19 protein-coding genes are annotated in these 25,829 nt (G+C 67.9%); 15 read left to right on the forward strand and 4 right to left on the reverse strand.

Features of this window, described 5'->3' with window-relative positions; translation table 11 throughout:
- The first annotated feature begins 39 nt into the window (after nt 1-39).
- From G401_RS0127560 to G401_RS0127590, 6 genes are all read left to right on the forward strand, one after another.
- A complete protein-coding gene (locus G401_RS0127560) occupies nt 40-1,206 on the forward strand; it encodes an ABC transporter substrate-binding protein (RefSeq protein ID WP_027345005.1) in 1,167 nt (388 codons plus the stop codon).
- A 76-nt stretch (nt 1,207-1,282) separates the two neighbouring features.
- Nucleotides 1,283-2,152: a branched-chain amino acid ABC transporter permease gene (locus tag G401_RS0127565; protein ID WP_027345006.1), complete on the forward strand. Its 870-nt coding sequence runs from the start codon at nt 1,283-1,285 to the stop codon at nt 2,150-2,152.
- A complete protein-coding gene (locus G401_RS0127570) occupies nt 2,149-3,999 on the forward strand; it encodes a branched-chain amino acid ABC transporter ATP-binding protein/permease (RefSeq protein WP_027345007.1) in 1,851 nt (616 codons plus the stop codon). The genes G401_RS0127565 and G401_RS0127570 overlap by 4 nt, the downstream gene beginning before the upstream one ends.
- The gene (locus G401_RS0127575) at nt 3,996-4,748 is read left to right on the forward strand and encodes an ABC transporter ATP-binding protein (RefSeq protein ID WP_051367238.1); all 753 of its coding nucleotides are present in this window, start codon (nt 3,996-3,998) and stop codon (nt 4,746-4,748) included. Before G401_RS0127570 ends, G401_RS0127575 begins: the two co-directional genes overlap by 4 nt.
- Nucleotides 4,749-4,840: 92 nt before the next feature.
- A complete protein-coding gene (locus tag G401_RS57260; RefSeq protein ID WP_211240857.1) occupies nt 4,841-5,161 on the forward strand; it encodes a hypothetical protein in 321 nt (106 codons plus the stop codon).
- 201 nt (nt 5,162-5,362) lie between these two features.
- Nucleotides 5,363-5,602: a hypothetical protein gene (locus tag G401_RS0127590; RefSeq protein WP_034593313.1), complete on the forward strand. Its 240-nt coding sequence runs from the start codon at nt 5,363-5,365 to the stop codon at nt 5,600-5,602.
- Nucleotides 5,603-5,892: 290 nt separating this feature from the next.
- Here G401_RS0127590 and G401_RS0127595 read toward each other — a convergent pair whose 3' ends face one another.
- The 3 genes from G401_RS0127595 to G401_RS0127605 all read right to left on the reverse strand — a co-directional run bounded on the left by G401_RS0127595 (nt 5,893) and on the right by G401_RS0127605 (nt 10,379).
- Nucleotides 5,893-6,882 carry a LacI family DNA-binding transcriptional regulator gene (locus tag G401_RS0127595; RefSeq protein WP_027345010.1) on the reverse strand — a complete coding sequence of 330 codons (990 nt, stop codon included), beginning with the start codon at nt 6,880-6,882 and terminating at the stop codon, nt 5,893-5,895.
- A 156-nt stretch (nt 6,883-7,038) separates the two neighbouring features.
- The gene (locus G401_RS0127600; protein WP_051367239.1) at nt 7,039-9,075 is read right to left on the reverse strand and encodes a glycoside hydrolase family 36 protein; all 2,037 of its coding nucleotides are present in this window, start codon (nt 9,073-9,075) and stop codon (nt 7,039-7,041) included.
- Between the two features lie 275 nt (nt 9,076-9,350).
- Complete coding sequence (locus tag G401_RS0127605) at nt 9,351-10,379, reverse strand: LacI family DNA-binding transcriptional regulator (RefSeq protein WP_034593317.1); 1,029 nt, start codon at nt 10,377-10,379, stop codon at nt 9,351-9,353.
- 367 nt (nt 10,380-10,746) lie between these two features.
- Here G401_RS0127605 and G401_RS0127610 point away from each other — a divergent pair, with 367 nt between their 5' ends.
- The 6 genes from G401_RS0127610 to G401_RS58675 all read left to right on the forward strand — a co-directional run bounded on the left by G401_RS0127610 (nt 10,747) and on the right by G401_RS58675 (nt 17,979).
- Nucleotides 10,747-11,562, forward strand: a complete 816-nt coding sequence (locus G401_RS0127610) for a carbohydrate ABC transporter permease (protein ID WP_245601863.1) — start codon at nt 10,747-10,749, stop codon at nt 11,560-11,562.
- 15 nt (nt 11,563-11,577) lie between these two features.
- Nucleotides 11,578-12,489, forward strand: a complete 912-nt coding sequence (locus G401_RS0127615; RefSeq protein WP_245601864.1) for a carbohydrate ABC transporter permease — start codon at nt 11,578-11,580, stop codon at nt 12,487-12,489.
- A 61-nt stretch (nt 12,490-12,550) separates the two neighbouring features.
- Nucleotides 12,551-13,888, forward strand: a complete 1,338-nt coding sequence (locus G401_RS0127620; RefSeq protein WP_245601865.1) for an ABC transporter substrate-binding protein — start codon at nt 12,551-12,553, stop codon at nt 13,886-13,888.
- 78 nt (nt 13,889-13,966) lie between these two features.
- Nucleotides 13,967-15,016 carry a LacI family DNA-binding transcriptional regulator gene (locus G401_RS0127625; protein WP_034593318.1) on the forward strand — a complete coding sequence of 350 codons (1,050 nt, stop codon included), beginning with the start codon at nt 13,967-13,969 and terminating at the stop codon, nt 15,014-15,016.
- Nucleotides 15,017-15,140: 124 nt separating this feature from the next.
- A complete protein-coding gene (locus G401_RS0127630) occupies nt 15,141-17,297 on the forward strand; it encodes a carbohydrate-binding protein (protein ID WP_027345017.1) in 2,157 nt (718 codons plus the stop codon).
- Between the two features lie 568 nt (nt 17,298-17,865).
- Nucleotides 17,866-17,979: a hypothetical protein gene (locus G401_RS58675; RefSeq protein ID WP_407636951.1), complete on the forward strand. Its 114-nt coding sequence runs from the start codon at nt 17,866-17,868 to the stop codon at nt 17,977-17,979.
- A gap of 562 nt (nt 17,980-18,541) precedes the next feature.
- Here G401_RS58675 and G401_RS0127640 read toward each other — a convergent pair.
- Nucleotides 18,542-19,291 (reverse strand): PP2C family protein-serine/threonine phosphatase, encoded by a 750-nt coding sequence (locus G401_RS0127640; protein ID WP_027345019.1) that lies wholly within the window; start codon nt 19,289-19,291, stop codon nt 18,542-18,544.
- Between the two features lie 217 nt (nt 19,292-19,508).
- Here G401_RS0127640 and G401_RS0127645 point away from each other — a divergent pair, with 217 nt between their 5' ends.
- The 3 genes from G401_RS0127645 to G401_RS48900 all read left to right on the forward strand — a co-directional run bounded on the left by G401_RS0127645 (nt 19,509) and on the right by G401_RS48900 (nt 25,814).
- Nucleotides 19,509-20,363: an alpha/beta fold hydrolase gene (locus G401_RS0127645; protein WP_027345020.1), complete on the forward strand. Its 855-nt coding sequence runs from the start codon at nt 19,509-19,511 to the stop codon at nt 20,361-20,363.
- A gap of 157 nt (nt 20,364-20,520) precedes the next feature.
- Nucleotides 20,521-23,298 (forward strand): helix-turn-helix transcriptional regulator, encoded by a 2,778-nt coding sequence (locus G401_RS0127650; protein WP_051367240.1) that lies wholly within the window; start codon nt 20,521-20,523, stop codon nt 23,296-23,298.
- Complete coding sequence (locus G401_RS48900; RefSeq protein ID WP_051367241.1) at nt 23,295-25,814, forward strand: AAA family ATPase; 2,520 nt, start codon at nt 23,295-23,297, stop codon at nt 25,812-25,814. Before G401_RS0127650 ends, G401_RS48900 begins: the two co-directional genes overlap by 4 nt.
- The last annotated feature ends 15 nt before the right edge of the window (nt 25,815-25,829 follow it).

The raw sequence follows: 25,829 nt of genomic DNA on the forward strand, positions 1-25,829 counted from the left end.
CCAGCACCTCATGCCCTTCCCGAGAACGAGGTGAACCCCATGTCCCGCACATCGCTGTCCCGCACACTGTGGTCACGGTTCGCGGTCACCGCCGCCGCGGCGCTGCTCGCCGTCGCCGGCTGCTCGGCCCCCGGCGCCGACAAGGACTCCACCGGCAAGAACTCCAGTGGCCCGATAAAGATCGCCATCATCGACGCCCAGAGCGGCCAGCTCAGCTCCCTGGGTGCCTGGGAACTCAAAGGCGCCAAGCTCGCCGTCGAAGAATGGAACAAGGCCGGCGGCATCAGCGGCCGCCAGATCCAGCTCGACGTCTTCGACGACCAGGGCGACCCGACCGTGGGCACCAACCTCGCCCGCAAGATCGCCAGCGAGGGCTACATCGCGATGATCGGCACCGCCGAAAGCGCGGTCACGATCGCGATGGCGCCGATCCTGCAGCAGAACCAGATCCCCAACATCGCCTCCGGCCAGTCGCCGGGCATGGTCGCGCTCAAGAGCCCGTTCCTGTTCCTCAACGGGCCGACCAGCACCACCTACGACGAGACCCTGGCCAAGTACATCGTGGAAACCAAGGGCGTCAAGAACATCGCGATGATCACCAACAACGGCTCCTACGGCAAGGGCGAACACGACGCGTTCACCAAGGCCCTCGCCGCCCGCAGCATCACCCCGGTCGCCGACCAGGTCGTCACCACCGACCAGAAGGACTTCAGCGCCGCGCTCACCACGATCCGGCAGAAGAACCCGCAGATCATCTTCCTCGGCGCTGAAGAGGTCGAATCCGGTCTGATCGTCAAGCAGGCCCGCGACCTTGGCATCACCGCCACCTTCGCCGGCGCCGCCCCGCAGGGCACCCCGGTCTTCCGCGACACCGCCGGCGTCACCGCCGTCGAGGGCACCCTGGTCAGCACGCCGTACATGAGCAACGACCTCAACGACAAGACCAAGGCGTTCGCGGCAGCGTACAAGGCGGCCTACAACGAGGACGCCGAACTGCACGGCGCGAAAGCGTACGACGGTGCCCAGATCCTGCTCAACGCGCTGAAGAGCAGCAACGTGGCGACCGGCAAGGCCCTCGCGGACGCCATCCGCGCCACCAAGCGCGACGGGCTGCTGGGCAGCTTCGCCTACGACGGCACCGGCGTCGGTATCTTCGCCACCACCATCGGAACGATCACCGGCGGCAAGCTGGTCCCGGCCAGCTGACCCCGTACACCCGCCGCGGGGCAACCCACGACCCCGCGGCGGGACCACGCGCCACCCCGGCGCTCGGAGGAGAGCGATGCAGATCTTCTTTCAAACCCTCATCGGCGGCGTCAGCCTGGGCGCCGTCTACGCACTGGTGGCGCTCGGCTTCTCGCTGGTCTACCGCACCATGGGCCTGGTCAACTTCTCCCACGGCAACGTGGTGATGATCGGCGCGTACATGGCCTCCACGTTCTACCTCACGGCGAAACTGCCCTTCGCGCTGGCCACCGTGATCGCCATGGCCGTCACCGGCCTGATCGGCGTCATTATCGAACGGGTGCTGCGACCGTTGGAGAACAAAGACTTCGACCTGATGCTAATCGGCACCATCGGGTTCGGCATCGTCCTGGAGGCCCTGGCCACCCTGGTCTGGGGCGCGACCGGCCGCGCGGTTCCCTCGCCCGTGCCCGCCGCCCCACTGGACCTGTTCGGCATCAAGGTCCGCACCTACGACCTGGTCGTCCTCGCCATCGCCGCCGCCGCCACGGCACTGCTCATGCTGTTCCTCCAGCGGACCAAACGCGGCGCCGCCATGCAAGCCGTCGCGATGGACCACGAAGCGGCCACCGCCGTCGGTATTCACGTCGGGCGCAGCAACGCCATCGCCTTCGTCCTCGGCGCCGCCCTCGCCGCATTGGCCGGCAGCCTCGTCGGCCCGCTGCTCTACGTCAGCCCGACCATGGGCGGCACCCTGGGAATCAAGGGCTTCGCCGGGGCGATCCTCGGCGGCTTCGGCAGCATCCCCGGAGCCATCGCCGGCGGCATCGCCATCGGCGTCCTCGACTCGTTCGCCGCCGGGCACTTCCAGGGCTACTCCGAACTGGTCACGTTCCTCGTCTTCACCATCCTGATCGTGATCCGCCCGACCGGGATCTTCGGCGAAAGGACGGTCAACCGCGCATGAGAACTCGTGCTACCGCCCTGCGCGCCGGCGGCCTGCTCATCTTGGCGGTCATCGGCTGGCTGCTGCCCTACCAGTTGGACTCGTACTCCATCCACGTCGTCGACGTCATGATCGTCTTCGCGTTGCTGGCCATCGGACTGGGCCTGGCCATGGGCATCGCCGGGCAGATCAACCTCGCCCAGGTCGCCTTCTTCGGCGTCGCCGCGTACGCCACCGCGATCCTCACCACGAAAGCCGGCTACGGCTTCTGGACCTCCGCCATCCTCGCTCTTGCCGCCGCGGCCGCCTTCGGACTCGTCGTCGGCCTGCCCGCACTGCGGATCCAGTCGCACTACCTGGGCATCGTCACCCTCGGCCTGGCGCTGGCCTTCACCAACTGGGCCACCAACGCCACCATCACCGGTGGCGCCGAAGGCATCTCCGGCATCGCCGGGCCTATCCTGCCCGGCATCGACTTGTCCAGCGAATACCTCTACTACTACCTCGAACTCATCGTCTTCGCGATCGCGCTCGCGTTCGGCCTGTTCGTCGTCCACACCCCGCTCGGCCGGCGGATGCGCGCCATGCGCGACGACGCCCTCGCCGCCGGAGCGATCGGCGCCGAAGTCCCGGCCCTGCGCATGACCGCGTTCCTGCTCGCCAGCGTCTACGGCGGACTCGCCGGCGTCCTGTACGCCGGCCTCATCCGCTACGTCGCCCCCGAGACGTTCAGCATCGCCAACATGTTCTTCCTGCTCGCCATGGTCATCATCGGCGGCCGCCAAAGCCTCGTCGGGTGCGTCGTCGGCGCCGCCGGACTGACCCTCGTCCGCGAACTACTCGCCGACTACCCGACCTACGCGCAGATCGCGTACGGGACCGTCGTCGTCCTCACCGTCGTGTTCGCCCCGACCGGCCTCGCCGGCATACCGGCACGGCTTCGATCCACCGCCAGCCGCCTCGGCTGGACGCGACAGCCCGCCGCTGCCGGCACCGCGGCCCTCGGCCCCTTCGAGCCCTACACCGCAGCCCAGCCCGTCGACAGTGACACGCGGCGCACCGAACCGATCCTCGCGATCGACAACATCGACATGTCCTTCCGCGGCCTGCAAGCACTCCGCGGCGTCCAACTCACCGTCGCACCCGGCGAAATCCGCGGCATCGTCGGCCCCAACGGATCCGGCAAAACCACCCTGTTCAACGTGATCAGCGGCCTCTACAAACCGACCGGCGGCACCGTCCACGTCAGCGGGCGCAACCTGACCGGCGCGAGCTCCCACCGCCTGGCCCGCGTCGGCATCGCCCGTACCTTCCAAAACCTGCGCCTATTCGGCCAACTCACCGTCCGCGACAACATCCTCGTCGCGCTCGACGACACCCGCACCTACCAAGCCTGGCGCTACCTGCTCTGGCCATTCGGCATCTGGCGCCACGACCGCAACCTCCGCACGGCCGCCGACGAAATCCTCACCCGCTACGGCCTGGCCGCGTTCGGCGACGCACTACCGGGCGCGTTGCCCTACGGCATCCAGCGCCGTGCCGAAATCGCCCGCGCCATGGCCCGCCGCCCCCGCCTGCTGCTACTCGACGAACCCGCCGCCGGCCTCAACGGCGAGGAAACCCGCCAACTCAGCGAGATCGTGCGCTCCATCCGCGCCACCGGCGTCACGGTCATCGTCATCGAACACAACATGAGCCTCGTCATGTCCCTCTGCGAACGCATCACCGTCCTCGCCGGCGGCACCGTCATCGCCGAAGGAACCCCCGCCGAAGTCGCCCAGGCCCCGCAGGTCATCGAGGCATACCTCGGCGACTCCGACCTGTCCCACGACGTCCCCGCGCCCGTACCGACGGAGATCGCCTCATGACCACCACAGCCGCCACCACCGCTGACCTGACCACCCAGGGCCAGGCACTGACGGTCACTGGACTGACCGTCCAATACGGGGGCGTACGCGCGGTCGACGGGATCGACTTCACCGTCGAAGCCGGTCAAGCGGTAGGTGTCATCGGATCCAACGGCGCCGGGAAGACGTCCACGCTCAAGGCACTCATGGGTCTCATCCCACGCAAACTCACCAGCCTCCAACTCGGCGACAAGGACCTCAGCCGGGTCAAAGCCCGCGACATGGTCCGCCACGGCATCGGCTACGTCCCCGAAGGACGACACGTCTTCGCTGGACTGCCCGTCGAGAAGAACCTGCTTCTCGGCGCGTACGCCAAACCATGGAACGCCCACACACGGACAGCAGTCGACGAGGTCTACGAGCTATTCCCCGTCCTCGGCGAGATGCGCCACCGCCTCGCCGGGGCACTGTCGGGCGGCCAACAGCAGATGCTCGCCATCGGCCGGGCTCTCATGGCCCAGCCCAGCGTCCTGCTCCTCGACGAACCGTCCATGGGACTCTCGCCGAAACTCGTCGGCGAGATCGCCCGCGTCCTGCAACGCCTCAGCGCCCAAGGGCTGACCATGCTGCTGGTCGAGCAGAACGCCAAACTCACCTTCGACGTGACATCCACCTGCCTCGTCATGGAGAACGGCAAGGTAGCGATGACCGGGACGTCCACCGAGCTCAGCCACGACAGCCGCGTACGCCAGATCTACCTCGGACTCTAAGAACAACAAAACACCGCCCGGCGTCCAACAACGACAGATGCCGGGCACCACCCAACACCTCGCTCAACCCAGATGCCTCGCGTACGACCGCGATGGGGCTCACCCGAACGGCGGTCAACCTGCAGTGGCTGTCAGTGGCCGCCAACGGCTTCATCTACGGCAAAGGTTCTCGCAACGCGGTGGGAGTCGATGCCAAGATCAGGACGGTCATTGGGATGATCCATTACCGGCCCGACCTCAACTGGCAAACCGACCAGACTCTTCTGGAAATCAGAACCGAGAAGACGATCCGCAACCTGAGGCCCTGGTCGGCACCCGCGACGGTAAAGTCGTACGCGTACGCGCAGGTGACACCGTCGTGTGCCCACCCGGAGAGGAGCACTGGCACGGCGCCGGTGCTGACACCTTCATGAGCCATCTAGCCATGCTCGAAGCCAAGCCCGACGGTGGCGATCCGACCACCTGGCTGGAACCGTTGCCCGACGACGACTACCAGACAGCGAACCGGCCGTGAGCGAAGACAGAGCGATCACCAAGCTCTACTGCCGCCAAGGTTGGCTCAGAGGTCGAGATGCCATCACGAGATCCGGCCGGACGGCGGTAACGTCGCCTACATGTCCGCCCGCCTTGATCCCAGCTGGCGCGTCCTGACCAGCTGGGAGTCCCCGGATCACTTCCGCTGCGTTGACGTCTTCATCCGGCCTGACGGGTCGTTCGGGTTCGAGGAGTTCCGTCGCGATCCCGAAGACATGGGAGCGTGGACGCCGGTAGCCTACTTCTCCAGCGCGATCTATCTGAGCCAGGCCGAGGTGAAACAAGCGGCTGCGCAAGCAGTCTCGTGGCTCGCTGCTTGAGGACCCGTAACGTGCCGATGCTGTGCGTCGGCCAGCGACGCTAGGTGCCGCGCTCCTGTCGACCCTGAACCTCGCGTTCGGCGATGTGTGAATCACCCGTCGATAGATCTCGGCGAGCTGGTCGAACATTGGACGCTGGTCGCCTCCGAGATCGGCTTGGCCGCTGGCAAGCACCGTGACACCCGGCTGGCTTCGCTGACCTGGCGCCCACTTCCTGCAAACTTCTTGATCGTGGTTGGTCGGATCTGGCGACCCGCTGCGCCAGTATCGTTCCGGACGATCGGGGAAGCTCACCGTCCGTGGGTAGGTGCTGCGACGCTCTCGCGCCGCACCAACGCTGGAGGGATCACCCGCCGATTGCCGCCTGGCCGACCCGCGACCTGTTCCAGCAGCAGCTCCAGTGTCGAAACCGCGACCGCATCGAAGTCGGGTCGCAACGTTGTCAGCGGGGGAGGATAGTACCCGGCCTCGGGAACGTCATCGAAGCCCACTATGCTCACGTCCCCCGGTACGGACAGCCCACGTTCCCGCAATGCCCGCATGATGCCGAGTGCGAGATGATCGTTGGCCGCGAAGACCGCCGTCACGTCGCTGACCCGAGCAAGGAGCTGACCGGCTTGGTAGCCGGACTGCGCCGACCAATCCGCAGCCATGACCGGCGGAACCTCCGCGCCGGCATCGGTGAGGGCACGCCGCCAGCCGGCAAGGCGGCCGCGGCTGTCGAACCAACCATGGGGCCCGGCCACATGCCAGACGGTGCGATGACCGGCATTCAACAGACATGTTGTCGCGGTGTAGCCGCCACCTTCCTGATCCACCGTCACCAGGTCGCTCGTACCCTCGGGATCCCCATCGATACACACCATGGGAGTGTCCGGCGGCACCCGGGCCAGCACCTCGGTGGCCGACTGGACGGGTGCCAGGACGACCAAGCCTGCCGGCCGCTGTTCCAACTGGCGATCGACGGCTGCCCGCATCGGTTCGTGCTCGAGAGCGCGTACGCTTTCGACGCTGACGGTGAACCCGGCGTCGACCGCCGCATGAGCGAAGGCGGTCAGCGTCGCCGCCGGACCGTAGAGTGTCGAACTCTGCGCGATCACGCCAATGACCTGCGTACGACCAGTGACAAGCGCCCTTGCCGCGTGGTTACGCCGGTAGCCTAGCTCGGCGATCGCGGCAGTCACCCGTACACGCGTGCGCCCGGTGACGCTGGGGTGGCCGTTGAGTACTCGTGACACAGTCTGATGGGACACTCCGGCGAGCTGCGCCACATCGACGATGGACGGATCGCCGGTGCCCTTGGTCACAGCGGTTGCTCCTTGTCTTGAGCTGCCTGCCGCAAGTGCCGATCGCGGCGGACGCAACGGCAGCGCACCGTCGACTCGAACGCTGACCACCAGGAACAGGCCCCGCCCGTGGTGGGGGACACGCTGGATCTACGCCGTCAGACGGAAGACACGTGCGCTGGCCTCCGTGATCGGTGCGCTGAGCGCGAGCTCGGACCCGGTCAGTTCCGCGGTCCATCCACCGATGTCGCCGGGGAACAGGGCCTCAAGGCTCTTCCAGCGCACATCGCCGGGCAGCGTCAGTTTGATGTTCGCCGCGCCCTGCCCGGGGCGGTGCCATACGTACAGCAAGGCATGCGAGCCGTCAGCCGCCCGTAGCCCCAACGCGAGCCACGCATCACTCCATCTCGGCAGGCCCAGCGGCCAGAACGGCAATGCCCGCGCCAACGTCGCACGCGTTACCTTGTACGCCGCCGCGGCATCGGCGACCAGCGTCCGATGGTGCTCGGGCAAGCGGTACAGGAATCCCGACAAGTACAGCCGCCCGGCGAGACCGTTGACCAAGGTCAGAACCGTCAGCTCCCGCGACATCCAGTCCGCCGGGTACGCCCAGTTGCCCGACTGCTCGGGCAGCATCATCAGCGGCGCCGATACGGCGATGGGCGCATACAGCACCGCGTCTTCCTGGTCGGACGTCGACTGAAGATGGGTCCGCGACAGCATCGCGTGATCCGAGCGCATGGCACCCGACGCGCAGTTTTCGATGACCAGCTGCGGGTGGCGGATCCGGATGCCGTCCAGCCAGTCCAACATCGCGCGGTTATGCCCGAGCAGCCCAGCGCCGGCCGCCCGGCCGGCGGTGTCCGTCCCGGCACCGGTGCGAATGTTGTAGTCGAGCTTGAGGTAACCGATGCCGTGCTGTGCCACCAGCCGGTCGACGACGCCGTCGACGTGTGCACGAGCGGCTGGATGGGCGAAGTCGAGGTGATAGCGGCCATGCTCCACGGTCGGCCGGCCGTTTCGCTGCATGAAGGCCTCGGCGGGAAGCCGGTCGAACATGAGGCTGTTGACCCCGATGACTTCGGGTTCCAGCCACAGCCCGGGAACCATGCCGCGGTCGCGGATCCGGTCGAGGAGCTCGTCGAGGCCGCCCGGGAACCGGCGCGACGAGGGCATCCATTCGCCGACCGCGTCCCACCATGTGCTGGTGTCGTCATACCATCCCGCGTCGATGCAGAAGTACTCCGCGCCGGCTTCGGCGGCCGCATCGATCAGCGGCAGGAGGCGGTCGGTGGTGGGGTCGGCCATCAGCGTGTTCATGTAGTCGTTGAAGACGAGCGGCAGGTCGGTGTCGACGGTCAGCCGGCTCACCCGGCGCCACGCGGTCAGCGCCGCGACCGCCGATGCGAATCCGTGGTCGCCGAAGGCGAGTGTGGCTGGCACCGACGCGAAAGTCTCGCCGGGAGCCAGTGTGCATGAGAACTGGTGTTCTTCGTCGGTGGGCCCGAGTAGGGCCAGATGCAGCCCATCGTGGCTGCCCTGCAGTTGCCAGGTCCACGCACCGTTGTGTTCGACCTGCCAGCCCCAGGCCGCGCCGTCCTCATGGGTGAGGAAGGCCGCCGGCAACTCGTCGGCGGTAGAGGCGCTGCCGGTGCTGACGGCGCGTACGGCGCTGCGGGTTTGGACCGGCCGGCCGTCCGTTGCCAGCGTCGGCACGACGGTGTTCAACGGCTCGTCGTGCCAGCGGCCCTCGGCGAGCCAGGTGTTCTGGCCGCGGGTCAGCGTGTAGGCGCCGATGGCGTCGCCGGTGCGGCAGCCGAATCCGGAGAAGACCATCGAACTGACGGCGTGGAGCGTAACGGCCGCGGGTCCGTCGTTGCAGACGATGGTGTGGCAGCTGACTGCTGCGACCGTGTCATGGAGGCGCAGCTCTGAAATCGTAATCAGACCGGTTTCGGAGTCTTGCTGCCGGATGGCCAGCGTATGCCAGTTATCGTCGCGGGTGACCTGATGTGAGACGTAACGGAGCCGGCGCCCCACCGTGGAGGTCGTGTACAGGGTGCCCGACCATGCCCGGCTCTCGCCTGCGATCAGGACGTCGGCCATGCCGACCTGCGTAGCGCTGTCGTCGAGCTCGCGGTGAATCGGTGCGGCACTCCAGCGGGCCGGCTGATCCGGGTCGGTCATGACCCTCAGCCGAAGCGTGGAAGTGAGGTGTTCGATCAAGGGAGGCGCTCCGCTCTCGACAGGAAACTACGAGGCTCAGTGATAGCGCATATCAAAAACTGGGGCAAGAGTTCGCCGGAAACCCGCCGGATTAAGTTCGATATGCCTGTTAAGCAACGATAAAAGAGCGCTAGCGGGCCCAGATATCGGACAAAATTGTGATAGCGCACATCAAAAATCGGACGCGGAGACACGGATCCGACTCCCTCGGGGGGAGAGCGTAGGTCGGGATCCGACTAGCTGCGGCGCGTCGGCGCCGGACCGGTGGTGTCCCGCACCACCAAGGACGCGGTCAAGGGCCGGGCCGTCAGCGTCTCCGCCTCGTCCATGCACGCTTCCAGCAGCCGGAAGGCCTCGCGCCCCAGCTCCGCGAAGTCCTGCCGTACCGAGGTCAGCGCAGGCAGCCACATGGCCGCCAGCGGCTCGTCGTCGAAGCCGATCACGCTCACGTCCTGCGGCACCTTGCGCTGGGCCTCGTGCATCGCGCGCAGCACGCCGATGGCGACCATGTCGTTGCCGCAGAAGACGGCGGTCACGTCCGGATCAGCGGCCAGGCTGCGCCCGATCTCGTAGCCCGACAAGTGATGCCAGGTCGCGACGGCATGCGACGGTACGGGGGCGTTCGCGGCATGCAGCGCGGCGAGCCAGCCGGACGTGCGGCCCCACGCGGTGCTGCCGCTGGGCAGTGCGACGTGGTGCACGGTCTTGTGGCCCAGCCCCAGCAGGTACGTGACCGCCACCTCGGCTGCCTGCCGCTCGGCGATCTCCAGCCGGGGGATACCCGACCGTCGCGACAGCGCGTTGCCGGCGGCGGTAGCGGGCAGATCCGCGGGCAACGCCTCCAGCGCGGCCTGGCCGTGCTCGTCGAAGCACAGCACGATGACGCCGGCGACCGGCTGCGACAACGCGATGCCGACCGCGGCCTTGGCGGCCATGGGATCGGTGGACTCGATGACCGTGATCATCGTAAGGTAGCCCGCCGTCCGAGCTGCCTGCTCGATGCCCTCAAGCGTCATCATGTAGCCGTATCGCGACGTGTTCGCGGCGAGAACCGCGATCATCGACGGCCGGCCCTTGGCCAGCGCCCGCGCCGCCGCGTTCGGCCGGAAGCCGAGTTCGTCGATCGCCTGCATCACCAGCGCGCGGCGCTTCGCGCTGACCGGAACCGAGCCGGTCAGTACGCGGGAGACGGTCGGTACGGAGACACCAGCTGCTGCCGCCACGTCGGCGATCGTCGGCGGCCTACGGCTGTCGGTGGTTGACACCAGTCTCGTCCTTCCATCGGGCGAGTGGAGGTTACTGCGTTCACCGCCGACTCGCTGGTTCGACCCTCACGCCGTCAGGGGGATGTATCGAATTTGACGCCAGGGCTTGACGGGCCGCTCTGATAGCGGTTTCATTTCGACCATGTTAGCGCGTGTCACGGTCCCAAGCCATAGCGCACTGGCCCGCGTAGCCGACCGGCTGCGTGATCAATCTGCGTCCAGCCTGCAGCGGAACGTACAACATCGGAGGTGCGCCACGAAACGCGCAGCCCTGGCGGACACCCCTCCGCCGCGACCACGCGAGCGGTACTCGCTGCGCGAAAGCGCGACCGCCTGGGTGTTCGTCTCGCCCGCAGCACTGGGGTTCGTGGTGTTCTTCCTCTGGCCCGCCCTGCGCGAGCTGTACCTGAGCTTCACCAAGTACAACCTGGCCGGCACTCCGCAGTGGGTCGGACTCGACAACTACGACAACCTGATTCACGACGACGTGTTCTGGAACTCGATCAAGGTCACGGTCGAATACGTGATCATCAACATCGGGGTGCAGACCGCCGCCGCCATCGGCATCGCGTACCTGATTTTCCGGGTCACCCAGTCATTGGCCGTGCGCAGCATCCTGCTGATGCCATTCCTCGTGGCGAACGTCGTGGTGGCCATCGTGTGGATGTGGATGCTCGACTACAACCTCGGCATCGTCAACCACGTGCTCGGCTGGTTCGGCGCCGAGCCGACGGCGTGGCTCGGCAGCGACACTTGGGCGATCCCCTCCATCGCGCTGATCAACGTCTGGCGGTTCGTCGGTTACACCGCCCTGCTGCTGTTCGCCGGCATGCAGACCGTTCCCAAGAACCTCTACGAAGTCGCCGACCTCGACGGTGCCAGCGAATGGCGCACGTTCTGGGGGATCACCATGCCGATGATCCGGCCCGTGTTCGCGATGGTCATGATCCTTTCCATCATCGGCTCGTTCCAGATCTTCGACACCGTGGCCGTCACGACGAAAGGCGGCCCGGTCAACTCCACCCGCGTACTGCAGTACTACGTCTACGAGCAGGCGTTCGTCCGATCGCACTACGGCTACGCGGCGGCCATCTCCGTGGTGGTGTTCGTCATCCTCGCCGCGCTGGCGGCTTTCCAGCTGAAGGTCCTGCGGGCCGGCGATTCCGATCTGAGCGGAGGCTGACCGATGAAGGCCCCAATGAACCTGCACACAGCGACCGCTCGGCGAACCACGGACCGGACCCGCCGGCGGCGCGTCGGGGCGTGGATCACCCTGATGCTGCTCATGGCCGTGACCCTGTTCCCGTTCTACTGGATGCTGCGTACCGCGCTGTCCAACAACCGGTCACTGCCCAGCGATCCCGGCTCGCTCCTGCCCGTGGACTTCACCTGGGGGCCGTTCAAGCGGGTCCTCGGCCTGTCCACCCTGCAGCAGGCACAAGCCGAAGGCGGATCCGGAGCCGAACTGCACTTCTGGCGGTACCTGCTCAACACGGTCATCGTTGCGACAACGATCACCGCGGGCCAGGTCTGGTTCTGCTCGATGGCGGCCTACGCGTTCGCCCGGCTGCGCTGGCGCGGCCGCGACAAGGTGTTCTTCGCCTTCCTCACGGCGCTGATGGTTCCGCCCGTCTTCACCGTGCTGCCGAACTTCCTGCTCATGAAGGACCTCGGCCTGCTCAACACCTACGCCGCCATCGTGCTGCCGTACTTCTTCATGACGCCGTTCGCCGTGTTCTTCATGCGGCAGTTCTTCCTCGGCATCAGCAAGGAAGTCGAGGAGGCCGCCCGGCTCGACGGGGCGGGACCGGCGCGCCGGTTCTTCAGCATCATCCTGCCGATGAGCTGGGCTCCCATCACGACGCTAGCCCTGCTGACCTACATCACCGCCTGGAACGAATACTTCTGGCCGCTGATCGCCGGGTCGAAGGAGGAAAGCCGCGTCCTCACCGTCGCCCTGGCGTCCTTCCGCCAATCAACGCCCGGCATCGCACCCGACTGGGCAGGACTCATGGCGGCATCGCTGGTCGCCGCCGCCCCGATCCTCCTGCTCTTCCTGATCTTCGGACGGAAGGTCGTGAACTCGATCGGCTTCTCCGGCCTGAAGTAAATCAACGCATAGCGATCAATTCCTGAATTCATGTCAAGAGAGGTCTGTTATGTACCTTAAGTTGAGAAGCGGTGCGGCCGCAGCCATCCTGGCGGCAGGACTCGTCGCCAGCGGCTGCAGCTCCACCGCCGGCTCCAACAACGACGGCTCGGCCGACCTGACCTACTGGCTGTGGCAGTCCAACCAGCAGCCGGCCTACCAGTCGTGCGCGGACAAGTTCCACACCGCGAACCCCAACATCAAAGTGACGATCGAGCAGTACGCATGGGGCGACTACTGGGACAAGCTGACCACGTCCCTGGCCTCGGGCAGCGGTCCCGACGTCTTCACCGATCACCTGGCCAAGTACGCCGATTTTGTCGCCAAGCAGCAGATCCTGCCCATCGATGACATGGTCAAGACCGACAGCGTACCGACCGACATCTACCAGCCAGGGCTCGCCGATCTGTGGGTGCACAAGGACGGCCACCGCTACGGCCTGCCCAAGGACTTCGACACCGTCGCCTACTTCTACAACACGAAGATGTTCCAGGACGCGGGCATCACCAAGGATCAGGCCGCCGCCTGGACCTGGAATCCTCAGGACGGCGGCTCGCTGGAGAAGGCGATCGCGCACCTGACCGTCGACAAGAACGGCAAGCGCGGCGACGAACCGGGCTTCGACAAGAGCAAGGTCAAGACCTACGGGCTGTCGGCCGGCGAAGGCTCGGGCGGCCCCTACGGCCAGCAGTACTGGAGCGCGTACGCTGCCAGCACCGGCTGGACCTTCACCGACAAGAACCCGTGGGGTACCCACTACAACTACGACGACCAGCGCTTCCAGGACACCGTCGCCTGGTACCACAGCCTGATGGACAAGGGGTACATGAACCCCCTGGAGACCACCACGGGATCGGACCCCGTCGCCAACTTCGGCGCCGGCAAGTTCGCGATGGCGATGGACGGTGACTGGAACACCGAGGCGTACTTCGGCCTCAAAGACGTGAAGGTCGACATCGCCCCCACGCCCGTCGGCCCGTCAGGCAAGCGCGCCAGCATGTACAACGGTCTGTCGGACGCGATCAACGCCTCGACATCGCACAAGGATGCCGCGTGGAAGTGGGTCAAGTACCTGGCCTCTGCGGACTGCCAGAACGTCGTCGGGCAGACGGGCGTGGTCTTCCCCGCCATCCCGCAGGCGACCGACAAGGCACAGGCCGCCTTCCAGGCCAAGGGCGTTGACGTCGACGCGTTCCTCGTCCACGTCAAGGACCACACCACCTTCCTTTTCCCGATCACCGACAACGCGGCAGACGTCAACACGATCATGACGACTGAGATGGACGCCATCCTGTCGGGCAAGAAGGCGGCCAGCGATTTGAAGCAGGCCAACGATCAGGTCAACGCCCTGTTCAAGTAGCAGACACCGGTGCGCAGGCCCGCGGCCGCGACCGCACGGCCCCGGGCCTGCGCACCGAGCTGGGTACGTTCGGACCCGATGCGGGATGATGTGGACGTGCCGTCCAACGAACCCCGCGGCGCGCCGCGGATCAGAGATGTCGCGGCTGAAGCCGGGGTGTCATACCAAACGGTCTCCCGTGTCCTCAACGGATCGCCCCGCGTCCTTCCAGAGACCCACCGCAAGGTAGTCGAAGCCATCGAGCGAACCGGGTTCCGCCCGAACCGCTCGGCCCGGACGCTGCGCTCGGGACGTGCTCGCTCCGTGGCGGTGGTGACTCCCGACACGATGCTCTACGGATACGCCGCCACTCTGCGAGGCATCGAAGAAGCCGCTAGAGCCGCGGGACTGTCCGTGGGTATCCGCGTCGTGGAATCCGAACGAACCGAGGACGTCCAGCGCGCCACCGACGAACTCGCCGACCCAAGCGCGGGTGCGGTCATCGTCCTGGGATTCGACCGCGTCGGCATCACGGTCCTGGACCACCTCAACCCGGACGTGCCCACGGTCGCGGCCGTCGAACCAGCCGCCGTCGTACGGGCCGGCATCCCGGCCTTGCGGATAGATGAGCGGACCGGCGCCGCGACAGCGACCGCCCACCTGCTCGAGCTCGGCCACGCCACCGTCCACCACATAGCCATCCCGTTCAAGGAACGTGGCAACGACCGCCAGGCCGGCTGGAGCGACGCGCTCACAGCCGCAGGCGTCGTACCGCCACCGGTGTTGCGAGCCGGCTGGGACATGCGTGCGGCCTATCAGGCCGGCCTGCAGCTGGCCGCGGACCCTCAGGTCACGGCCATCTTCGCCGGCAACGACGACCTTGCCCTCGCCGTTCGCCGGGCACTCTACGACGCCGGCCGGCAAGTCCCGACCGACGTCAGCCTCGTCGGCTTCGACGACGCCCCCGGTTCGGCGTATATGACCCCAGCGTTGACCACCGTTCGCATGGACTTCGCAGCACTCGGCAAAGCATGCGTCGATGCGGCTCAAGCCGTTCTCGTCGGCGCCTTTCAGCCAGACGTCATGCTTCCCGTGCCTGAGCTGATCATCCGTGAGACAACGGCCCGCCACCGCCCCGCTCGCGTGTAACAGTCTGGTAACACCCACTAGTTCCGGCCGATGTTAACGTTCACACTTCCGGGTAGTCCATGTGATCGATCACATGGACAATCGTGAATCACAAATCCCTCACCCCTCTCCGAGGAGGCACTCGATGCGCACTCGAAGTGCGTGGCTCGTTGCAGCCCTCGCGCTGGTGGCGACGACCACCATTGCCCCGTCGCCCGGCTACTCGGCCAACCCGCAGGTCGTCGTGGACCTGTCCACTAACACCGGATCGCTTCGCTACGGCGCCACCGGCTTCCTGTACGGACTCGCCAACGACGGAATCCCCAGCGACACGATGCTGGCCGCCCTGCGGCCCCAGGTCCTGGCACAGAAGGCACCCGGCGGACTGCAGCACCCCGACGGAGACGCGCTCCAGGTTGCCCCCGAGTGGAAGCGCACCGGCGGCCGGGACATCCAGATCTACATGCAGGACATCTACCAGGCGTGGCCCTACGACAACCTCGGCATCAACGATTACCTTGCCAAGGTCGACACGATGGTACGCAAGGTGATCGCCGACCCGAGCCGGAGTTCGTACGTCTACGTACCGATCAACGAGCCCGACTGGATCTGGTACAGCGGCAACCTCGCCGGCTTCGAAAACGACTGGAAGCTGGTCTACCAGAAGATCCGGTCGATCGACCCCACCGCCCGCATCGCCGGACCCAACTACTCGGCGTACAACTCCGCCGACTACCGGTCGTTCATGACCTACGCCAAGAACAACAACGTACTGCCCGACGTCACCACATGGCACGAACTCGGCGACTCGTTCTTCTCCGGCTGGTACACCCACTACAACGACTACCGCTCGATCGAGACCAGCCTCGGCATCAGCCCCCGGCCGATCTCCATCAACGAATACGGGCGCCCCCAGGATCTGGCCGTACCCGGCAACCTCGTGCAATTCGTCACCCGCTTCGAAAACAGCAAGGTCGACGCCAGCCTCGGCTACTGGACCACCTCCGGCGCCCTCAACGACCTGGTGACCCACAACAACCAGGCCACCGGCGCATGGTGGCTCTACAAGTGGTACGGGGACCTGACCGGCAACACCGTCACCGTCACACCGCCCACGCCGACCGGATCCCTGCAGGGCTTGGCGGCGCTCGACTCCGCCAAGCGGCAAGCCCGCGTCATCTTCGGCGGGTCGCCGTCCGTCAACGACATCTTCTCCGCCGACATCGTGGTCAAGGGCCTGGCTTCCGCGCCGTATCTCGGCAGCAGCGTCCACGCCACAGTGCTCGGCGTCGACGGCACCGGGCAGAACGCCTCGCCCGGCCCCTACATCGTGGCGGAAGGCGACTACACCGCAAGCGGCGGTCAGGTCACCGTTCCCTTGTCCGGGCTCAAGGGCTCGGCGGCGTACGAGGTGCTGGTGACGCCCAACACCGACACGAGCGCCGCGAACACCACCCGCTACGAAGCCGAATACGCACAGACGGCCGGCACCGCCGCCATCACCTACGGATCCAACACCGGCTACTCCGGCACCTACTTCGTCGAAGGCTACGGAGCCAGCAGCACGGCCACCACCAAATTCGTCGTCACCGCCCCGAACAACGGCTACTACAACATCGGCCTGCGTTACTCGGCCGGACCGTTCACCGGCGCGCCGACCAACCGCACGACGCGACTGGGCCTCAACGGCAGCACCGTGACCAACCTCAGCCTGCCGGGTACGGCCAACTGGAACACCTGGAACACCGTCACCACCAAGGTATTCCTCAACGCGGGCATCAACCGGATCGACGTGGCCGCCTACACCGCCGATGACAGCGACGCCATCAATGTCGACTACATCGACGTCGCCGCGACGACCGGGACCGTCACGTCCTACGAGGCCGAAAGCAGCGCCAACACCCGGTCCGGCGCGGCCGCGGTCTCCGCCAACTCCAGCGCATCCGGCGGGTCCTACGTCGGCTGGATCGGCAACGGCTCCGCGAACACCCTGCGCTTCAACGGCATCTCCGCCGCCACCGCCGGCCGCTACCGGCTCGTCATCAGCTACGCCAACGGCGAGCTCGGCCCCGGCGCCGCGAACTACAACTCCAACATCGTCAACCGGTACGCCGACATCAGCGTCAACGGCGCCGCCGGCAGCCGTCTTTACTTCCGCAACACGCTCGGGTGGTCCAACTGGTGGACAACCACCGCCGACATCACCCTCAACGCCGGGACGAACACCATCTCCTTCGGCAACAGCAGCACCGGGTACGCGCCCGACATCGACCGGATCCAGATCGCCGCCGTGATCGGTTGACATCCGGATGCCACCCGTAGGCCGCACTCACTGGTCTGCGGGTGGCACCGCCGTTCCACGCCCGCTTGCCAGCCAGGTCGTCGAGCGTCGCGCGGGCCGTGCCGACGGTGTTCCGCGACCACTCTTGCTGACATCGAGGTCGGCCAATGGCGTTCGTCGGAAACATTGCGCATCTTTGGATGGAAAGTTTCTAGCAACGATTCTACCGACGGGATGCTGCGTTGAAAGCCCATCTGGCACGGCGTCAGGGACCTCGTCGACTTCTGCCCAGACTCATGGCGCTGATGATTCGGGCCACCGCGGCGGCATGGACACCAAATCCGGTGTACGCGGCCGGCATGGATCCGGGCGTGCCCCCAGTGCGCCGGCCGCTCGCAGCGTCGGGGCTGCCGTGCAGCCGGGTTGGGGCATGGGTAACACCTACGACGCGATCGGCGCTGACGAGACCGCGTGGGGTAACCCGCCCGTGACTCGCGCGCTCATCAGAAAGGTCAAGTCCGCGGGCTTCCGGGGCATTCGGATTCCGGTCACCTGGGAGGGGTGCCAGGGCGCGGCACCGGGCTAGGTCATTGATGAGGCGTGGCTCGCCAAAGTCCACCAGACGGTGGACTGGGCGCTGGCCGAGGGCCTGTACGTGGTGATCAACCTGTACCGCGACTCGTACCGGACGGTGTTCAAGTAGATGGAGGTGTTCAAGTAGGAGAGGAGCCACGCGTGGCCCGCGCCCAAGTCTCCACTATCGACAGTGGCTTGAAAGCGTTGCAGCTCAACCGATAAACTGCACCACATGAACACGCCCACTGGGCGTGCATCCCGGTTGTGGGGGTTCAATCCCCCCTCAGACACCAAAATCCAGGAGCTTTCGTCATCGACTGCGGTGCATAGTGGCAGCTAGTTGGCTGGCCTCGTGGGTCGAGCGGGATGCGCAGCCGAGTGTCGATGCAGACGGTGGGGCGGCAGGCACCGGCGGAAAGCTTGCTGCCAGTAGGACGTCACGGAACTCAGTCACGCCGGGCAGGCCGTCTAATCTGCTGCTCGCATACTCTTCCAGGCTGGCTGGAACCACCACGATGGCGGCCGCGGATATCTCCCGACCGGCAGCACTCAGCACCTCGGGGACAAGATCGGCAGGCTCACCGGGTGCGATGCTGACCGCCGACACTCGGGAGGCGGCCGATCTCCCCTCGTCTCGGCGCAGCACCCGACGGATGCCCGGTTGCTGGGCGCGTTGTACATGCCCGTCGTCAGATAGCGCGTTGGGCGACGAGGGCGCACGCATCGTCGCCGGCCGGGGCGATGTCGAGCCGGCGCAGGATCGAATCCGGTTCCTGGATGCCGGTGGCCCGGTGGGCGAGTACGCCGATGCCGTCGTCGGCGTCGCGCGGGATCATGCCGTCGGAGTAGAGGACGACCGACTGGCCGGGGCGCAGGTGCCGCGCTTCCTGTTCGTACGGGGGGAGGCGGAACAGGCCGAGCAGCGGTCCGCGTGGGTTGGGCAGCTGGATCGTGCGCCGGCGGTCGGATAGCAGGATCGGCGGGTGACCGGCCCGTGCCCACACCAGTCGGCCGAGGCTCGGCCGGTACTTCGCGATCACGGCGGTGGCGGTGACGGCCCCGGCGGTCTGGGCCAGCAGGGTGTTCAGCCGGGAGAGGATCAACGCGGGCGGCTCGCCGGCGGCGGCGTATGCGGCCATGGCGTACCGGAGTCCCACCATGGACTCGACGGCGCGCAGGCCGTGGCCCTCGACGTCGCCGACCGCCAGGACGATGTCGCCGTCGGGCAGGGGAGTGACGAGATACCAGTCGCCGCCGACGCGTACCTCCGGATCGGCACTTCGGCAGCGGGCGGCGATCCGCAGGCCGCCCACCTCGGTCATGAGTCCCGCGGCGGGTTGGATCGCCCGCTGCAGCACGTGGTTGATGTGGCGCTGGCGGGCCAGCCGCCGGCGGAGCGCGCGTGGGTCGCGGCCTGTGGTCATGGGGATGGCGGTCATGGATGGCTCCTTCGGCGGATGGGGTTGCCGCTGACGCTAGGAAGCCGCGTCATCCGGCGGCATGAGTCGGATGACTGGTCCGGCGACCGTCGGTGATCATCGTGTCGATGCGCAGTCGGTTGACGGGGGAGGGCGCAGTCGGCAGACCGAAGATCGTCACCGGCCGGGCTGCCGACGATGGGAGCTGTCCAACAACCATCAGGGAAAGGGATCAGCCATGTCTGCTCATCGACGGAGACTGCCGCGCCGGCAGCGCCTCACGCTGACCGCGATCGCCGGGGTGACCGCTCTGGCGTTGACGTTCGCGGGGATGTCCTCGGCCTTCGGCGCGTACAGCAAGCCGAGCAAGATCAAGCCGACGGTCGTGCTGGTGCATGGCGCGTTCGCGGATGCCAGCGGCTGGAATGCCGAGATCGGTACGCTGCGGCGGCTCGGCTACCCGGTCGTCGCCGCCGCGAACCCGCTGCGGGGGCTGACCAGTGACGCCGACTACGTGCGGGCGTTGCTCCAGTCGATCAGCGGCCCGATCGTCCTGGTGGGCCACTCTTACGGCGGCGCGGTCATCACCAACGCGGCCCGGGGGGTGCCGAACGTGCGCGCGTTGGTCTACATTGGAGCATTTTTGCCCGATCAGGGTGAGAGCATCGCGACCACTCCGGACCCGGCGACTTACCCGTCGCTGCTCGGCCCCGGCACGACCCAGGTACGCCCGGTGCCGAACGCGGCCGCGGTGGGTGGCACCGACCTGGATCTCACCATCAAGCCGGAGGACTTTCGGTCGGTGTTCGCCGGGGACGTCCCGGCGCCCACCGCCGAGTTGATGGCGATCGAGCAGCGCCCGCTGGCGTTGACGGCGTACACGGAAACCTCGGGCGCACCGAGCTGGCGGGCGCTGCCGACCTGGGATCTGATCACCCTCGACGACCAGGCGATCAACCCGGCCGGCCAGCGGTTCATGGCCGAGCGCGCCCACGCGCGCGTGCAGACCGTGCATTCCTCGCACGCGGTCATGGTGTCGCACCCCGACGCGGTCACCAGGATCGTGCTGGCGGCGATCGCGGGCACCGACTGAACCCGGTCCGGCCGGCGGGTCACAAGCCCGCCGGCCGTGCCATGGGCGCATTTAAGTCATCTGACCCAAGCGCGAGCGCCGGCGGTCGTAGGTCAATGAGGGGGTAACCGTTCCATTCGCACCGCTAGCCCAGGAGGTTGATCTAGTGTCTGGGGCCATGGCAGACGTTTCCGCCGATCAGGCCCCGCAGTGGAGTACCGCGCTGTGCGGACGGGACGACGAGGTGGCTCGCCTCGCCGCGCTGTTCGCACGCTCCGGCTCGGACGACGAGGATGACGCGGTCGGCGCGGCAGCCGTCGTGACGGGTGACCCCGGTATCGGCAAGTCGGCGTTGCTGGAAGCGGCCCGAGACCTCAGCCGGTCGGCGGGGTTTCGCACGTTGACCACGGTGGGTATCGAAGCCGAGGCGCAACTGCCCTATTCGGGGCTGCAACAACTGCTCCGACCGCTGATGAGCTACGCCGACCGGCTGCCGCAGCGGCAGGTGAACGCGCTGCGCTGTGCGTTCGGCGGGGACGGCGACGCGGACTTCGAACCATTCCTGGTGTCGCTGGCAGCGCTGAACCTACTGGTGGAGGCGGCCGCGGACCGCCCGGTCGCGATCCTGGCCGACGACGTGCAGTGGCTCGATCCGCAGACGCACGACACGCTGGCCTTCCTGGCACGCCGGGTGACGATGGATCCGATCGTCATCGTCGGAGCGATCCGCAGCGGCTACCCGGGACCGCTGGTGTCCGCCGGCCTGCCGGAGATCGAGATCGGCCGGTTGACCGAGGCGACGGCCGAAGTGCTGCTGCGGACGCAGGACGCGCGGCTGAGCGAGTGGCGCCGGCAGCGGATCCTGCGCGAGGCGGCCGGCAATCCGCTGGCGTTGATCGAACTGCCTAAGGCTTGGCGGGACACCGACGACGGCCGGGAACTGCCGCCCGACCTGATGCCGGTCACGTCGCGACTGGAACGTTCCTTCACCGGGCGGATGACCGGCCTGCCGGCGGACGCCCGCGACGTGCTCCTGATCGCCGCAGTCAACCATGGAGACGAACTGCCGGAGATCCTGGCGGCCGGCGCGGTCTTGACCGGCTCACCCGTCACCGTGGACTCCTTCGACCCCGTGGTCCGTGCCGGGCTTGCCCGGCTGGACGGCGGGCGGGTCCGGTTCCGGCATCCACTCGTCCGCTCCGCGGTCGTGCAGTCGGAGTCCGTCCAACGCCGGTTGGCCGCGAATGCCGCCCTCGCCGCGGTGCTCACCGACGCCCCCTACCGGCGGGCGTGGCATCGTGCCGAAGCCACCACCGGGCTCGATGACACGGTCGCCGACGACCTCGTCGAGAGCGCGACCTACTCGATGGCCCGGGGCGCGGCGATTTCCGCGATCCGCTGCCTCGAACGCGCCGCCCTGCTGACCGCCGACCCGGGCCTGCGCGGCCACCGGTTGCTGCTGGCCGCCGAGCACGCGTTCGGGCTCGGCCGGGCCGAGTTGGTGAACCGGCTCGTGCAGGAGGCGTCGGCGTACCCGCTGGCGCCGCTGGACGAGGCGCGGACCCAGTGGCTGCGCGAAATTTTCCACGACGGCGTACCGGGCGACGCCGGGCGCATCATGGAACTCTGCCGGGTCGCCGATGCCGCGGATCAGGCCGAGGACCGCGATCTGGCGCTCAACCTGCTGAACGGGGCGGCGTTGCGATGCTGGTGGGCAGACACCGGACCGAGGGCGCGCGCGGCGGTCGCCCGCTCCGTCCGTCGCCTGGCGGGCCTGCAGACAGATGCCCGCTACCTGGCCGCCCTCGCGGTCGCGGAGCCGGTCCTGGAGGCGGCCGCGGTGCACCAGGCGCTGACGGAGATCCCGATCGAGGAGATCTCCGATCCGGACGCGCTGCGCCTGTTCGGCATGGCCGCGCATGCGATCGGCAACTCGGCCCTTGCGTCCGACTTCCTCGACCGGGCCGAGGCCAAGCTGCGCAGCCAAGGGCGGCTCGGCCTGCTGACGCACGTACTGGTGATGCAGGTCGGCATCCGGCTCACCCTGGGCGCCTGGGACCGGGCGTTCGCTGCGGCCGAGGAGGGCCGCCGCCTGGGCAGCGACACCGGGCAGTCGATCTGGAACAATCTCGTCGGCGAGTCGCGGTCCGCGGCCCTGCGGGGCGAACTCGAGGAGGCCCTGCGGCTGGCCGCGCAAGCCGAGCACGACGCCCACGGTCGGCGCCTCACCAACCTCTTGTGCTGCGTCCAGCTGACCCGGGGGTACGCCTGGGCCGCCGCCGGCCGTTACGAGGAGGCGTACCGGGAGCTGCGCCGGTTGTTCGACCCGACCGATCCGGCGTACCACGTCCGGGAGAGCTATCCGGGCATCATGTTCTTCGTCGACGCCGCCGTGCATACCGACCGGCGGGACGAGGCCCGATCGGTGCTGGCCGCCTTCGAGCAGCTCGCCCGGATCACGCCGGCCCCCGATCTGCAGCTCAACCTGGCGTACGCGCGAGCCGTGCTGGCCGACGACGACGAAGCCGAGGACCTGTACCAGGCCGCGCTGGCCGCGAACCTGAACCGATCTCCGTGGTACCGGGCGCGCTACGAACTGGCCTACGGCACGTGGCTGCGCCGGCAGCGGCGGATCGCGGAGTCCCGGGTTCATCTGCGCGCAGCACTGGTCAGCCTCGAACTCATCGGGGCGCACTGCTGGGTCGAGCAGGCCCGCGTCGAACTGCGCGCCGCCGGTGAGCGGACAGCGCAGGCGGGCACAAGCGCCCAGAATCTGCTGTCCCCGCAGGAGCTGCACATCGCCCGGCTCGCCGCGCAGGGCCTGTCCAACCGGGAGATCGGCGAGCAGCTGTACCTCTCCCCCCGAACCGTAGGATCCCACTTGTATCGCATATTCCCGAAGCTCAATATCACCGCCCGCGCGCAGCTGGCCGCCCGGCTGGACCTCTCGTCATGACCCGGCCGAAGAGCGCGCTGCTGGGCCGGGACGTGGAGCTGGCCCGGCTGGCGTACGCCGTCGACACCGCCGATCGCCTGCTGGTCTTCGGCGAGCCCGGCATCGGCAAGTCGAGCCTGCTGGGCGCGACCGCGGATCACGCCCATGACCGGGGACACCGGGTGCTGACCATCTCCGGCGTCGAGGCCGAGGCCGACCTGCCGTTCGCCGGGCTGCACCAGCTCCTGCGGCCGATCCAGCGAACCCTGCGGCGGCTGCCGGACGGTCAGCAGCACGCGTTGCGGGCCGCGTTCGGCTCAGACGAGGCGACCGCACCCGACGCGTACCTCATCGCGCTGGCGGCGCTGAACCTGCTCGCGACGGCCGCGGCCGACCGGCCCATCTGCGTGGTCCTCGACGACGTGCACTGGCTCGACCAGCCCACCCATGAGGCGCTCGCGTTCATCGCCCGGCATCTGGAAGACCTTCCGGTCTCCCTCGTCGGCGCCGCTCGCCAGGGATATCCCGGTCCGCTGCTGGAGGCCGGCCTGCCGACCCTGCATGTGCGCGGGCTCGCTGAGGATGTGGCCCGGCAGCTGCTGCACGCGCACGCCGCGGACCTGGACACGGCCGCGGTACGCGAGATCCTCGCCGAGTCGCTCGGCAACCCGCTGGCCCTGGTCGAGCTGCCGGCGGCCTGGCCGCAGCGCGATCAGTCCACCGGGGATCTGCCACTGACCGCTCGGCTGGAACGAGCCTTCGCAGGGCGGGTCGCCCAGCTGGCGACCCCGGCCCGGAATCTGCTGCTGGTCATGGCGGTCGCGCATAGCGGCGACCGGGCCGAGCTGCTCGCCGCGGCGACGGCTCTGACGGGCCGGCCGGTCGGCGACGGTGCGCTCGCCGAAGCCACCGCCGCCCGGCTGGTGGCGAACGACCCGCTCAGCGACGCCGCGACGATCAGCTTCCATCACCCGCTGGTTCGCTCCGGCATCATCCAGTCCGAGAGCCTGACCCGCCGGCAGGCCGCACACGCGGCGCTGGCCGAGATCCTGGTCGACGACTCCTATCGGCGGGCGTGGCACCGGGCGATGTCGATCGTCGGGCCGGACGACGGCATCGCCGACGAGCTGTCCGCCAACGCCGACATCTCCGTCGCCCGGGGCGCGGCCGGACGGGCCGTGGCCGAGCTCGAACGCGCCGCGCAGCTGACCACCGATCCGGCCCGGCGCGGCCACCGACTCCTGCTCGCGGCCCAGAACGCGTTCACCCTCGGCCAGGTCGACACCGTGTCCCGGCTTGTTCAAGAGGCGACGCGCGGCGACCTCGATGAACTCGATTGGGCGCGGGTCGAGTGGCTGCGCGAGATCTTCCACGACGGCACTCCCGGCGACGCCATACGCGTCCTCGAGCTGTGCAACGTCGCGCACAAGGCGTACGCGGCCGCCGACACCGACCTGGCCCTCAACCTCCTTCTGGGGGCGGGCTTGCGATGCTGGTGGGCCGATACCGGTCCGGCCGCCCGAGCCCGCTGCGCGGCAGCGATCAAACAGCTCGACGCGTCGGACGATCCGCGTTGGGTGGCCGCTCTCGCGTGCGCCGAACCGGTTTTGGAAGCCGCCGCCGTGAGCGCCGTCCTCGACCGGTCGGACTGGACGGGCGAGACCGACGGCGACCGGCTGCGGTTGCTCGGCATCGCCGCGCACGCGATCGGGGACACCGAGCGGGCCGCCGACCTGATGGACGGTGCGCAGACGGCGCTGCGGGACACGGGCCGCCTCGGCCTGCTGCCTCACGTGCTGGGCATCTACAACCACCTGCTGGTCGAACTCGGTGAGCTGGCCAAGGCCGAGGCGGTCGTCACCGAGGCGAGCCGGTTGGCGGCCGAGACCCACCAGCCGGTGTGGACGGCGGGAACGTTGTCGACCGGAGGCCGACTCCTCGCGTTCCAGGGCCGTCCGAGGCGGGCCGCGGAGATGGCGGAGCAGGCCATGAAGCTGGCCGGTCGGATCAACGACCAGCTGTGTGTGGCCGTGCTCGCCATCGGCGCGGCACATCTGGCGGCCGGCCGGTACGAGGAGGCTTTCCACGCCCATGCGCGGCTGTTCGAGCCCACCGATCCGGCGTACCACTGGCGGGAGGCGTTCGCCGGCGTCGGCACGCTCGCCGAGTCGGCCGTCGGTGCCGATCGCGTCGCCGAGGCCCGTGTGATCCTGGCCCGGCTGGAGGAGGTCGCCGGGATCACTCCGGCACCGCTGCTGCGTGTCCATCTTGGATATGCGCGCGCCGTCCTCGCCGACGACGCCGATGCCGAGTGCCGCTACCGGGATGCGCTGTCGATGCCGCTGACCCGATGGCCGTTCGTCCGCGGCCGCCTTGACCTCGCGTACGGGGAGTGGCTGCTGCGGCAAGGGCGCACCGTCGAGGCGTTCGGCCGGTTGCGTTCGGCGGACAAGACGCTCGAGGAGATCGGTGCCGTGCCGTGGACTGAGCGGGCCCGCCGTGCGATCGATGGGGCGAGTACGGCGAGGATGCGCTGAAAGGCCCGCTGGACC

The organism is Hamadaea tsunoensis DSM 44101 (genome assembly GCF_000428945.1).
Classification (GTDB): Bacteria; Actinomycetota; Actinomycetes; order Mycobacteriales; family Micromonosporaceae; genus Hamadaea; species Hamadaea tsunoensis.